Annotated in this window: 15 protein-coding genes and 3 pseudogenes; 10 read left to right on the forward strand and 8 right to left on the reverse strand. The window is 68.7% G+C overall.

All coding sequences use genetic code 11. From position 1 onward, the window contains the following. Nucleotides 1-5: 5 nt before the first annotated feature. Nucleotides 6-341, reverse strand: coding sequence for a hemophore-related protein (locus tag A5771_RS18035; protein WP_082947310.1), 336 nt, complete (start codon nucleotides 339-341; stop codon nucleotides 6-8). Between the two features lie 118 nt (nucleotides 342-459). Between A5771_RS18035 and A5771_RS18040 the strand changes: the two genes are divergently transcribed. Then, nucleotides 460-1131 (forward strand): cutinase family protein, encoded by a 672-nt coding sequence (locus A5771_RS18040; protein ID WP_064856560.1) that lies wholly within the window; start codon nucleotides 460-462, stop codon nucleotides 1129-1131. Further along, nucleotides 1128-2888, forward strand: a complete 1761-nt coding sequence (locus A5771_RS18045; RefSeq protein ID WP_064856561.1) for a glycoside hydrolase family 15 protein — start codon at nucleotides 1128-1130, stop codon at nucleotides 2886-2888. The genes A5771_RS18040 and A5771_RS18045 overlap by 4 nt, the downstream gene beginning before the upstream one ends. Before the next feature lie 20 nt (nucleotides 2889-2908). Here A5771_RS18045 and A5771_RS18050 read toward each other — a convergent pair whose 3' ends face one another. Then, entirely contained in the window at nucleotides 2909-4087 is a 1179-nt protein-coding gene (locus tag A5771_RS18050; protein ID WP_064856578.1) for a zinc-dependent alcohol dehydrogenase, read from the reverse strand. Between the two features lie 152 nt (nucleotides 4088-4239). Between A5771_RS18050 and A5771_RS18055 the strand changes: the two are divergent. Beyond that, nucleotides 4240-4745, forward strand: a pseudogene (locus A5771_RS18055) (manganese catalase family protein). A gap of 67 nt (nucleotides 4746-4812) precedes the next feature. Here the strand turns inward: A5771_RS18055 and A5771_RS18060 are convergent. After that, nucleotides 4813-5016 (reverse strand): hypothetical protein, encoded by a 204-nt coding sequence (locus A5771_RS18060; protein WP_064856562.1) that lies wholly within the window; start codon nucleotides 5014-5016, stop codon nucleotides 4813-4815. Nucleotides 5017-5160: 144 nt separating this feature from the next. Here A5771_RS18060 and A5771_RS23475 point away from each other — a divergent pair, with 144 nt between their 5' ends. Next, the gene (locus A5771_RS23475; protein WP_165606080.1) at nucleotides 5161-5313 is read left to right on the forward strand and encodes a hypothetical protein; all 153 of its coding nucleotides are present in this window, start codon (nucleotides 5161-5163) and stop codon (nucleotides 5311-5313) included. A 12-nt stretch (nucleotides 5314-5325) separates the two neighbouring features. Here A5771_RS23475 and A5771_RS18065 read toward each other — a convergent pair. Continuing rightward, a pseudogene (locus A5771_RS18065) lies at nucleotides 5326-5909 on the reverse strand (hemerythrin domain-containing protein). A gap of 119 nt (nucleotides 5910-6028) precedes the next feature. Here A5771_RS18065 and A5771_RS18070 point away from each other — a divergent pair. The 4 genes and pseudogenes from A5771_RS18070 to A5771_RS18075 all read left to right on the forward strand — a co-directional run bounded on the left by A5771_RS18070 (nucleotide 6029) and on the right by A5771_RS18075 (nucleotide 8249). After that, a complete protein-coding gene (locus A5771_RS18070) occupies nucleotides 6029-7537 on the forward strand; it encodes an FAD-dependent oxidoreductase (RefSeq protein WP_064856563.1) in 1509 nt (502 codons plus the stop codon). Between the two features lie 36 nt (nucleotides 7538-7573). Beyond that, nucleotides 7574-7747: pseudogene (locus A5771_RS24150) on the forward strand (pyridoxamine 5'-phosphate oxidase family protein); the annotation flags it as partial. A 91-nt stretch (nucleotides 7748-7838) separates the two neighbouring features. Continuing rightward, a complete protein-coding gene (locus A5771_RS24155) occupies nucleotides 7839-7994 on the forward strand; it encodes a hypothetical protein (RefSeq protein ID WP_234783107.1) in 156 nt (51 codons plus the stop codon). Between the two features lie 51 nt (nucleotides 7995-8045). Beyond that, nucleotides 8046-8249, forward strand: coding sequence for a DUF2795 domain-containing protein (locus A5771_RS18075; RefSeq protein WP_064856564.1), 204 nt, complete (start codon nucleotides 8046-8048; stop codon nucleotides 8247-8249). Between the two features lie 8 nt (nucleotides 8250-8257). Here A5771_RS18075 and A5771_RS18080 read toward each other — a convergent pair whose 3' ends face one another. The 4 genes from A5771_RS18080 to A5771_RS18095 all read right to left on the reverse strand — a co-directional run bounded on the left by A5771_RS18080 (nucleotide 8258) and on the right by A5771_RS18095 (nucleotide 10548). Further along, the gene (locus tag A5771_RS18080) at nucleotides 8258-9046 is read right to left on the reverse strand and encodes an RNA polymerase sigma factor SigF (RefSeq protein WP_064856565.1); all 789 of its coding nucleotides are present in this window, start codon (nucleotides 9044-9046) and stop codon (nucleotides 8258-8260) included. Next, nucleotides 9043-9480, reverse strand: a complete 438-nt coding sequence (locus A5771_RS18085; RefSeq protein WP_064856566.1) for a hypothetical protein — start codon at nucleotides 9478-9480, stop codon at nucleotides 9043-9045. The genes A5771_RS18080 and A5771_RS18085 overlap by 4 nt, the downstream gene beginning before the upstream one ends. A 203-nt stretch (nucleotides 9481-9683) precedes the next feature. Then, nucleotides 9684-9995 carry a protein UsfY gene (gene usfY, locus A5771_RS18090; protein ID WP_064856567.1) on the reverse strand — a complete coding sequence of 104 codons (312 nt, stop codon included), beginning with the start codon at nucleotides 9993-9995 and terminating at the stop codon, nucleotides 9684-9686. Nucleotides 9996-10173: 178 nt separating this feature from the next. Beyond that, a complete protein-coding gene (locus A5771_RS18095) occupies nucleotides 10174-10548 on the reverse strand; it encodes a hypothetical protein (protein ID WP_428844420.1) in 375 nt (124 codons plus the stop codon). A gap of 142 nt (nucleotides 10549-10690) precedes the next feature. Here A5771_RS18095 and A5771_RS18100 point away from each other — a divergent pair, with 142 nt between their 5' ends. Together A5771_RS18100 and A5771_RS18105 are read left to right on the forward strand one after the other, a co-directional pair. Further along, on the forward strand, nucleotides 10691-10930 hold the full coding sequence (locus A5771_RS18100) for a CsbD family protein (protein ID WP_064856569.1): 240 nt from the start codon (nucleotides 10691-10693) through the stop codon (nucleotides 10928-10930). 126 nt (nucleotides 10931-11056) lie between these two features. Further along, complete coding sequence (locus A5771_RS18105) at nucleotides 11057-11737, forward strand: winged helix-turn-helix domain-containing protein (protein WP_064856570.1); 681 nt, start codon at nucleotides 11057-11059, stop codon at nucleotides 11735-11737. The last annotated feature ends 98 nt before the right edge of the window (nucleotides 11738-11835 follow it).

Consider the following 11835-nt stretch of genomic DNA (forward strand, 5'->3'; position numbering starts at 1 on the left):
GCGTATTAGTACTTGTCGCAGGTCTTCGCGATGGGCCCGACCATGTTGACGAACTGCGCCGCCTCGGGAACGCCTTGAGCCTGCTGCAGCATCTCCTCGCGCTGCGGCGCCGGTGAGGCGAGGAAGTTCTGCAGGAACGACTTCGCCATCGGGGTCGCCTCGAATTGCGCTGCGGTCTCCGGTGATTGCGCATTCATCGCCGCCACCACCTGGGAGTAGCTGCAGGTGGTGTTGACCGCTGGGTCCTGGCCCGGGTCCGCCGCCGCGGCACCGGCCGCCGACAAAGCCACCGCCACGCCGCCGGCAGCGACAGCAAGCCGGGCCAAACACGTTGTCATCATAGATTTCTCCCCTTCGACTTCCGTGCCGTCGGCGACGGTACCGACGTAGGCTTGCCGTTTTCGCACAAGCTAAACCACGGTTTGCCGAGAAGCGGTTGTGGGTATCGGACGCATTGCTGTGATTACTCGGATACTCGCCGCGGCCGGCCTCGCGGGGGGCACGCTGCTGTCGTTGCCCGCCGCGGACGCCGACGCCTTCGACTGCCCCGACATCGAAGTGGTCTTCGCCCGCGGCACCGCCGAACCGCCCGGAGTGGGGTGGATGGGTCAGCAGTTCATCGACGCACTGCGGTGGCAGGTCGGTGGCCGCCCCGTCGGGGTCTACCCGGTCAATTTCCCGGCCGTGCCCGAATTCGGCCCGACCATCGCCGGGGTCGCGGACGCCGCCGGCCACGTCACCGACATGGCGGCGGGCTGCCCGCAGACCGCATTGGTGCTCGGCGGGTATTCCCGGGGCGCGGCGCTCATCGGCTACCTCACCGAACCCGCGCCTCCCGCCGACGGGTTCCCGCCCCCGTTGTCGCCCGACGCGGCCGCCCGGGTCGCCGCCGTCGCGTTGCTCGGCAGACCGTCCACGGCGTTCCTGAACTCGCTGGGCGCTCCGGCGCTGGCGATCGGGCCCGACTTTGCCGCCAGGACGATCGATCTGTGCGCGCCCGGCGACCCGGTCTGCTCGCCGGGCGCCGACGGCGCCGCGCACGCGGCGTACGCGGCCAACGGCATGACAGCACTGGCAGCGGATTTCGCCGTGCAGCGTCTCGCACCACCCGAGCCGGAGCCGCTGACGTGAACCCGGGCCCGCCGCTGCTGGACCGCTTTCCGCCCCAGGTGCTGCGGCAGTACGCGCTGATCGCCGACGGCGAGCGCGGAATCGTGGTGGGCCCGCGCGGCGACTTCTGCTGGATGTGCCTGCCGCGCTGGGACAGCCCCGCGGTGTTCAGCTCACTGCTCGGCGGCGCCGGGGTTTACGCGGTCACCCCGGAGTTGCGCTACGTGTGGGGCGGCCAATACGAGGAGCGGTCGCTGATCTGGCGTTCCCGCTGGGTCACCACCGACGGCATCGTCGAATGCCGCGAGGCGCTGGCCTTCCCCGGCGACCCGCACACCGCGGTGGTGCTGCGCCGCATCCGGGCGCTGGACCGCCCGGTCCGGATGCAGGTGGCGCTGCAGGTTCGGACCGACTTCGGCGCCACCGCCATGTCGGGGCTGTCCTGCCGCGACGCCGTGTGGACCGGACGGTCGGGCCCGCTGCGATTCCGCTGGTCGGGTGCCGAGCAGGCCCGCCGGCCCGGCGACGGATCGCTGCAGATGGTGCTCGACGTCGAGCCGGGCCGCGACCACGACCTGGTGCTCGAGCTGTCCGACCGCGAACTGCCGGACCGGCCGGCCGATGCCGCGCAGGCCTGGCTCGCCACCGAAACCGCTTGGCGCGAAGCGGTTCCGGAGTTCACCGGCACGCTGGCCGACGCCGACGCCGAGCGGGCCTACGCGGTGCTGCGCGGCCTGACCAGCACCGGCGGCGGGATGGTGGCGGCGGCCACGATGTCGTTGCCGGAGCGGGCCAAGGCCGGCCGCAATTACGACTACCGCTACTGCTGGATCCGCGACCAGTGCTACACCGGGCAGGCGATCGCCGCCGCCGGCCCGCTCCCCCTGTTGGATGACGCCGTCCGGTTCGTCACCGAGCGAGTCCTGGCCGACGGACCCGACCTGCGACCGGCTTACTGCGTCGACGCCGGCGCACCGCCGCCCGAAAAAGATCTGCCGCTGCCGGGCTACCCGGGCGCCGCGGTCAAAACCGGCAATTGGGTGCGCGGGCAGCTTCAGCTCGACAACTTCGGGGAGGCGCTGCTGCTGCTGGCCGCCGCCGCCGGACTGGACCGGGTGGATAGCACCCACTGGGGCGCGGTACACGTCCTGGTGGATGCGATCGAAAAGCGTTGCGGCGACGCCGATGCGGGCGTATGGGAACTCGACGACCGGCGCTGGGCGCATTCCCGGCTGATGTGCGCGGCGGGGCTGCGCCGCATCGCCGGCGTGGCATCGCTGGCCGAAGGCGCACGATGGCAGCAACTGGCCGACAAGCTGGTCGCCGATACCAGCACCGACTGCCTGCACCGCGACGGCAGATGGCAACGCGCACCCGATGACGCGGGGATCGACGCGGCACTGCTGCTGCCCGGCCTGCGAGGAGCCGTACCCGTCGATGATCCCCGCACGGTGGCGACCCTGGCCGCGGTGCGCCATGACCTGACCCAGGACGGCTTCGTCTACCGCTATCGGCCCGACCAGCGCGAGCTCGGCCACGCCGAGGGAGCGTTCCTGCTGTGCAATTTCGCGATGGCACTGGCAGATCACCAGCAGGGCAATGATCTCGCGGCGCTGCAGTGGTTCGAACGCGGTCGCACCGCGTGCGGCCCACCCGGCCTGCTCACCGAGGAGTACGACGTCGGCCAGCGCCAGTTGCGCGGCAACCTGCCGCAGGCGTTCACCCACGCGCTGCTGTTCGAGGCCGCGCACCTGCTGGCCGGCGACGTGACGGCTTGAGTGACTAGTGACTGCCTGCGTTATGGCTTGAGCAGGATCTTCACCGCGCCGTCGCGCTTCTCCTGGAAGATCTGGTAGCCGTGCGGCGCCTCTTCCAGCGGCAGTTCGTGGGTGGCGAAGGTGTCGACCCCCAGCGGGTCGTTGTCGGTGAGCAGCGGCATCAACCGCTCGACGCGCGGCTTGACATTGGCCTGTCCCATCCGCAGCTGAATCTGCTTGTCGAACAAGGTGAACATCGGCAGCGGGTCCAACTTGCCGCCGTAGACGCCGACGACCGACACCGTGCCGCCGCGGCGCACGATGTCAATCGCCGAGTACAGCGCCGCGAGCCGGTCGATGCCGGCCTTGTTGATCAACGGTCCGGCGACGGCGTCGGGCAACAGCGAGCTGAGCTGTTGCACCGCCTTGGCGCCGCCGGAGCCGTGCGCCTCCATACCGACGGCGTCGATCACCGCGTCGGTCCCACGCCCGTCGGTACGGTCGCGGATCACCTCGCCGAGCTCGGGGGCCTCGCGCAGGTCGATGGTTTCGATCCCCCGCCGGGCCAGCCGGCCCAGCCGCTCGGACACCAGGTCGACCCCGATCACCCGGGCGCCCTGATGGGCGGCGATGCGGGCCGCCATGTCGCCGATCGGCCCGAGTCCCAGCACGGTCACCGACCCGCCGTCGGGTATCGCGGCATAGTCCACCGCCTGCATCGCGGTCGGCAGCACGTCGGACAGATACACGAACCGCGAATCCGGCGGCCCCTCAGGGACTTTGATGTGGGTGTAGTGCGCCTGCGGCACCCGCAGGTACTGCGCCTGTGCGCCCGGAACCTGGCCGTAGAGTTTGGAATAGCCGAACAGGGCGGCGCCGGTGTCCTGCTCGCGCACTCGGGTGGTGTCGCACTGGGTCGGCAGGCCCTGGCGGCACATCCAGCAGTGCCCGCACGCGATCTGGAACGGGATGACCACCCGGTCCCCCGGCTTGAGATTGCTGACTCCGCGCCCGACCTCGGCGACGACGCCCATCGGTTCGTGGCCGAGAATGTCGCCGGCGTCCATGAACGGCCCGAGCACCTCGTAGAGGTGCAGGTCGGATCCGCAGATGTTGGTGGTCGTCACCTCGATGATGGCGTCGGTCGGCTTCTCGATGACCGGGTCGGGCACGGTGTCGACTTGGACTTTGCGCTTGCCCTGCCATGTGACTGCCCGCATCGGGTCGCCTCCGTCGTGTCGTGAGAACACCGCCCGGCTACCCACCCGCATCCCGCCGCAAACGCGTTGCGAGGGACCCGCGAGGAGGGTTCGGCCAGGACCGATGCGGGTACGCCGCGGGATCTGATCCACCACCGCCTCAAGGAGCCACCATGTTCGTTCACAACAAGGAGATGCAGTTCGAGGTCCGGGTCGAGCGGCCCGATCCACGCTTCGCGATGCTGCTGCAGGAGCAGTTCGGGGGGAGAACGGCGAATTGAAGGCGGCGATGCAGTACTTCACCCAGGCGTTCATCCTGCGGCGCAAGAACCCGAAAATGTACGACATGTTCATGGACATCGCACCCACTTCCAGCAGTTCACCGCCGCCCTCAATGAGTTGCCGGTCAACTTCCCCCCCGGCCAGGCACCGGGCGACGAGCGCTTCCAGAACGTGGCGTTCAACTTGTCCGAGGGCGAGACCAGCCGCGGACCTTGGAATCAGGGCCAGGGCCCGTGGCCGGAAGGCAAATGAGTGGGAGTACGTGAAGAACCCGACCAAGGATTGGCTCGGCGGTTCGCTGCGACAGAACCGCGGCCCGCAGGATAACCCCGACGGCAGCCCGGCCGTGCACGCCGACAAGCCGTTCGTGCACGAACAACACAGCGCCACAACGTAGCTCGTACCGTGTTGTCGACGCCGGCCGAGGTCAGACCACCGAACGCGAGCTTTGGTTACCTCAGCGGTCAGGGCGCATCACCGATGTGATACCCGGACACCATGTCCACCAGCGCCTGGATCTCTGCCAGAGTGGGCTCGATCCCGTCACGCCGGCAGTCAGCCACTGCGTTGAGCACCACCAGCCGCTGCCCGGTGGGCAGGCTGTCCCACAACCGATCCAGCTGCTGCCACTGTTCGGCGGAGGCATCTTCTAAACGGGTGTCGTCCACGGCTGACAACTCCTATTCACCACTGCACGTTCGGTTTGAGCCCCGGACGCCCACGTCCAGCCGGATCGGGGTGTTCGGGGGTCTACCCCTGTGACCGGTGGCCCAATCAGTGTGGTTACGGCGCATTTCGGGTAAGCCTCACCGATGACAGAACGCGGTGACGAACCGTCTGATCACAAGTCGTCGTTGGAGGACACCGTCGACCGGCTCGACGCGAAAGCGGCCGAGGAGTATGACTCCGACACCAGGGCCGAGGAAAGCACCAAGCGCGGTTCGCCGGACGAGCCACCGGACTAAGCGCTCGACCAATCAGCTCTTGGGCGCGTCCGGCGGGTTGTCGGCAGCTCGGCCGCTCAGCCGGTCGCGCACATGGTCGACGGCTGCGCGGCCACACCCATGGTGTTCTGGGCCAGCTCGCCCGACGGTGCGTTGGGGTGCGGCCGGGTCGGCGCGATCTTCTTGGCGGTCTCCAGTTTGTCGCCCAACTGCCCAAGGTCTTCGGTGCTGACCGCCGCTTTGAACCGCGGCCACACCACGTTCTCCTCGTAGTCGATGTGCTCTCGGGCTACCGTGATGAATTCGGCCAGCGCGCGGTGATATTCGGGCTCGCCGGGATTGCCGTCTTCCAGCAGCTGCAGCAGCACCTTGCCGGCTTCCTCCTGGGCGATCGCGTGGTCGGCCAGGTCGTCGCCGCCGTCGAGCGCGGCCCGCACCGCCGGCCAGAACAGTTGTTCCTCGATGGCCTCGTGCTGGGATTCGGCGATCACCAGGTTGGTGACCATGGTCGCCAAGCCGCTCTGGTGCGCGCCTTCGCCCTGCGGTGCGCCGTCGAGAACCTGCAGCATGCCCAGCACGCTTTCGTGGTCGGCACGAAGAAAGGTCAATGCGTCCACGGGTTCCCCTCCCCTGATTGCGAGTCCGGCCGACGGCATACCCGCCGCGACGGGCCTGAAAACCGCTGCTCGCGGCACCGGCACGTTTCGCCGGCGCGCTACCGGGTAACTGATCGGCCATGACGTCGTTGTGGCTCGCCGATCGGATCGCGACATCACCGGCTTCGGGCACCGCCGAAGATCTCCCCGATTTTGCCGACGTGGTGGTGGCGGGCGCCGGGATCACCGGGCTGATGACCGCGGTGCTACTGGCCCGGGCGGGCCGGGAGGTGCTGGTGCTGGAGGCCCGGACCGTGGGCGCCTGTGCGACCGGCAACACCACCGCCAAGATCAGCCTGCTGCAGGCCACCCAGCTGTCGACGATCTCGGCCAAGCAGGGCAAGCAGCTGGCCGCTGCCTATCTGGAGGGCAACCGCGCCGGCCAGGACTGGATACTGTCGTTCTGCGCGTCGACGGGGGTCGCGGTGCAGCGTGAGGACGCCTACAGCTTCGCCCAGTCCGAAGGCGGGGTGGCGGCGGCGCGCGCCGAGTACGAGGCCTGCCGCGCGGTCGATCTACCGGTGACCTGGGAGGCGCAGGCCGAGGTGCCGTTCTCCTACCACGGCGGGGTCCGGCTGGCCGAGCAGGCGCAGTTCGACCCGATGCCGTTTCTGGATGCATTACGCGCCGAGTTGCTCGCCAGCGGCGGACAACTGGTGGAACACGCTCGGGTGCAACGGGTTTCCGGCGGCCGCGACGGCCTGCGAATAAGCGTCGACAGTGCGCAGGTGCACACCGACGTGAAGGCCACCCAACTGGTGTTGGCCACCGGCATCCCGGTCCTGGACCGCGGCGGATACTTCGCACGGGTCAAACCCCGCCGGTCGTACTGCATGGCGTTCGAGGTGCCCGGTGAGATCACCCGCCCGATGATGATCTCCACCGATTCACCGACACGGTCGCTGCGCTACGCCCCGGTCCCCGGCGCCGAACGGCTGCTGGTGGGCGGGGCCGGGCACACCGTCGGGCGCGCCAAGAACCCAGGCGATGCGCTGGCCGAACTGGAGTCCTGGACGCTCCGGCACTTCCCGGGGGCGACCCGCACGCACCTGTGGTCTGCGCAGGACTACGCGCCCATCGACGAGCTGCCCTATGTCGGCCCCATCCTGCCTGACAGCGACACCATCTATGTGGCAACGGGTTTCAACAAATGGGGCATGACCAACGGGGCGGCCGCGGCACTGGCGTTGTCGGGCCGGATGTTGGGCGAACGTCCGAAGTGGGATCGGGCGTTCGCCAGTTGGAGCACCCGCGAGCTGCGCGGGCTGTCCACCGCGATGGCGGCCAATCTCGAGGTCGGCTTCAATCTGGCGAAGGGCTGGATCGCGCCGACGGCCCACATCGGCCGCCACGGTCTGGGTCACGATGCGCCCGGCGTGGTCAGCGGCCCCCCGTGGCGCCTGCAGGCCCAGTGCCGGGTGGACGGCGTCGAGCACCGGGTGTCGCCGGTCTGCCCGCACCTCGGCGGCATCGTCAACTGGAACGACGCCGACAAGGCCTGGGAGTGCCCGCTGCACGGGTCGCGCTTCGCCCCCGACGGCACCCTGCTGGAAGGTCCCGCCACCCGGGGCCTGACCCGCGGCGGCTGACATGACGAGGTGAGCGGTGCGCATCATCACGATGACATGCGCTCGATCGTGGCGAGCGCCAAGCTGGCCTTCGTGGCCACCGTCTGCGAGGACGGTTCCCCGAACCTGTCGCCGAAGGAGTCGCTGCTGGTCTACGGCGACGAACACCTGCTGTTCATGCACATGGCGTCGCCGACCACAGTGGCCGACCTGCGCCGCGATCCGCGTATCGAGGTGAACGTGGTCGACTTCCTCAAGCGCCGCGGGTACCGCGAAACTGCGCCCGCCCGGCGACGAGGTTTACGAGTGGCTGCGGCAGTGGGTGACCGCCACCTATGGCCCACGGTTCCCCTGCCGGGAGGCGGTGCTGATCCGGGTGGAACGCGCGCTGCCGATCGCCTCACCGGTCTACCTGTTCGGCGATGCCCACGAGTCCGACCTCATCCGGACGCGGTCAGGCCGCTATGGGCTGCGATAGCCCGGCCGGGCCGGGCGTTTCCGGCTCGGTGTCGCCGGGTACTGCGCAGTGATGGCATTCCATGTCACCGAAGTACAGAAGTGCCTGGCGGGTTTCGACTACCCGGGCACGGCGGTGCAGCTCGCCGCTTACGCCGCAGACAACGGGGCCGATTCGAAGCTCGTCGACACCCTGCAGGCCTTGAAGAAAGACAGCTTCGACGGACCCGATGCGGTGATGTCGTCGCTGTCCGCCCAGAACGCGCTGGGCGGGTAAGCGGCGGGCTACTGCAACTGATCGCGCAGTTTCGCCAGCGATTTGGCCAGCAGACGCGAGACGTGCATCTGGGAGATGCCGACCCGTTCGGCGATCTGGGTCTGGGTCATCGATTCGAAGAACCGCAGCACCAGCACCGTACGTTCCCGTTCCGGAAGCGCATTGAGCAAGGGCCGCAACGCCTCTCGATCCTCGATCCGGTCCAGCCCGGTGTCGCTGTCGCCGAGGGTGTCGGCAATCGAACGGACGTCGTCCTCGTCGGAGCTGCCGCCGCTGTCGATGGACAAGGTGTTGTAGGAACTGCCCGCCACCAGACCTTCGACCACCTCTTCGCGGCTCAACTCCAGATCACGGGCCAGTTCGGAGGCGGTCGGCGCCCGGCCCAGCCGCTGCGACAGGTCCGCGGTGGCTGCGCCGAGCCGCAGGTGCAGCTCCTTGAGACGCCGGGGCACCTTGACCGACCAGCTGTTGTCCCGGAAATGCCGGCGGACTTCGCCCATGATTGTCGGGACCGCGAAAGAGACGAAATCCGAGCCGGTTTCGACGTCGAAGCGGGTTACGGCGTTGACCAGACCGACCCGGGCGACCTGGACCAGGTCATCGCGCTGCTCGCCGCGTCCCTCGAACCGGCGGGCGATGTGGTCGGCCAGTGGTAGGCACCGCTCCACGATCTTGTCCTTGCGGGTACGGAAGTCGGTGGTGTCGGCGTCGTACTTCGCGAGCTCGCGGAACATGTCGCCGACATCGGAGTACTCCGACCCTGATTGTGAACCGCTACCGGCGGCGCGTGGGCTCACGTCCTGGTTTCCGCCCGCCGGGTCGTCAATGTCACTCCGAATACCTCACCAGCGCCGTCGGACTGCGGGCCGTCACGGAACGTCTGCACGTCATCCACGAGCGAGGTGAGTACGTGCCAGCTGAAGCTGCCCGGGGTCAGCACGTCTGCGGCCCCGCCGGCGGCCGACGCCTCGACCGTCACGGCGTCGTCCTGGGGGTCGATGACGACCTTCAGCGTCGCGCCCGCGGCCGCGCAGCGGATCAGCTGCGTGCACAGCTCGTCGATCGCCAGCCGCAGGTCGGCCACCGTATCGACGTTGAGATCCTCGTAGGTCGCGATCGCACCGACCAGCATGCGCACCACGGCCAGACTCTCCAGCCTGGGCGTCACCCGCAATTCGACGGCTCGCTCGCTGCACGACCGTGAGGTCCGGTCGCTGTGGATTTCGGTCATAGAGCCTCCCGGCGATGTCGGACCGAGACTACCGCTGCGCACAGGTGGACGATTCACGCCATCAAGACCGCATAGTCGGCCGCCGAGAGGTTCGTCACGCGCATCCTGTACCCGGTCGCCGGGCAACTCAACCATCGATTTCGGCACCAGCGACCAAACGGCCCGGCCGGAAACCGGCCGGGCCGCTCGGTCTGCTGCAGCAATCAGCTGGCAGCACGCTGCCGCGGCAGCTCCGGGTGCGCTCGGTGCCACTCCTGGTTCACCTTGCCGATCCGCCGGTGCTCGAACAGCAGCCACAGCCCGCCCAGCGCGGCGGCGAGCACCGCGAAAGCCGCCACGGCCGCGCCCTGGCGGTCGTTGCCGGTGGCGAAGGCGGTGAGCGAGCCGGCCCCGGCGACCATGCTGACCACCAGCAGGCTGTAACCCGGCCAACCCATGACGTCGATCACGGCACGGCCGGCATGCGGTCGGGTCGTCCGGACATGGTCAACGGGGTCATGAAACGTGTCACCCATTGCTTGCATCCTTTCGTGAATCGTCCGGCCAATCCGGAGGCCGCGCCGGGACGCCTGTCGATGATGTGGCGAACCTGTCCGCTACCAAAACCAGGGTAGGGCGATGTGATCTGGATTACGTGCGGCTTACAGGATGTTCACAGTGACACGGCAGCGATACCGATGCAAACAGCTCTGATCAGGCCGTACCGCTGACCGGCCCCGCGCTCATAATCAGTACGAGAAGCATCAACGACAGCAGAAACCAGCCGGCGCCCTGCCATCCCCACCAGGTGCCCCGGGCCCGCCATACCCGGTAGGTGCGCAGGAAGGCCCGCACTCCGCCGACGGCGAAGATCGCCGGCCCGCCCGCGGCCAGCAGGGCCCGGTAGGGCCTGCCGCACGCCACCGTTTCGGCGGCCGCGTCACAGGAACTGGCCCACCACGCCGCCAGCAAGACGAACGCCACCCCGATGGCGGTGATCACGCCGGCAAACCTGATCGCCGAGCGAACCTCATCGTCCTCTTGGCCCAGCCGGTCGCCACCGGGGCGCGGTTGCATGCTGTGTCCCATGTCTCCCACCGTCCGCGCTGATCGGCTCTGGGTCAAGGCGTTTCGAGGTTTGGGCGGCCGGGCGCGAGGGAAACCTTGGGGGTGTGGCGGGCCTACAGAGGCACAGGGCCTGCCACATCCACGAAATCCAGGGAGGGATTTTATGTCTGACGACAAGAAGAGCGGCCCCGAGGAAGGCATCCGCGGTACGGTCGAGGGTGTCAAGGGCAAGGCCAAGGAAGCCCTCGGCACTGTGATCGGCAACGACGAGATGGCCCGCGAGGGCGAGGCGCAGCAGGACAAGGGCGAAGCGCAGCGCGACGCCGCCAAGCGCGAGGCCGAGGCCGAATCGGCCCGGGCCGGTGCGGATGCGGCCGAGGCGCGCCAGCAGTCCCACCAGTAGCCCGATGGAGATAGGCCCGGCCCGCCGCGCGGGCCGGGCCTGTCGCTGTGCGGTTACCCGCCCCGCGTAGCGGGTAATAGTGCGGTAATAGGCACCGAGGGGTAGTCCGAGGGCGGGAGTCAGGTGATGGACGTTCTGTTACTGACCGACCGGGACGAGTTCGAACAGTCCCTGTCGGCGCTACGCGTCTTCGGACACGCGGTCGCTCGCGGGCCGCTGGTCATCGCCACCCGGGCCGACTGCCGCGGCGCCACCGCCGTGTTGGTGGACGGGTGTACCGATCTGACGGCCGCCCGCGCGACCTGTCTGCGCTTGTGCAGCTGGGAGCCGTTGGCCGCCGTGCTGGTCGTGGTGAGCGCCGAAGACTTCGTCGCGGTGGACCTCGACTGGCAGGTCGACGATGTGCTGGTCTCAACCGCGGGGCCGGCCGAGGCGCATGCGCGACTGCGGTTGGCGCTGGCACGGCGACGCGAATCGCTTCACAGCGCAGTGCGATTCGGTGACCTCGTCATCCACCCCGAGAGCTACACCGCGTCGCTGTCGAACCGCGAACTCGACCTCACCCTCACTGAGTTCAAGCTGCTCAACTTTCTGGTGCAGCACGCGGGCCACGCGTTCACGCGCACCAGGCTGCTGCGCGAGGTCTGGGGCGGTGAAGGCAGCCGCCGCAAGGTCGACGTCCACGTCCAGCGGCTGCGCGCCAAACTCGGCGCCGACCACGAGTCGATCGTCGACACCGTGCGCGGCGTCGGCTACATGACACCGGAGTCACCTCAACCGCAACCGCAGTGGGCTATCGCCAACTGAAGCCGATTGATGCCACCGGAAACCACCTGAAGCCGACGGAGAGCGCCACGGACATGACAGAACCACCCCAAGTGGACCCCGAGACCAACACCACCGCC

It is taken from the genome of Mycolicibacter sinensis, from assembly GCF_001667375.1.
Lineage (GTDB): Bacteria > Actinomycetota > Actinomycetes > Mycobacteriales > Mycobacteriaceae > Mycobacterium > Mycobacterium sinense_A.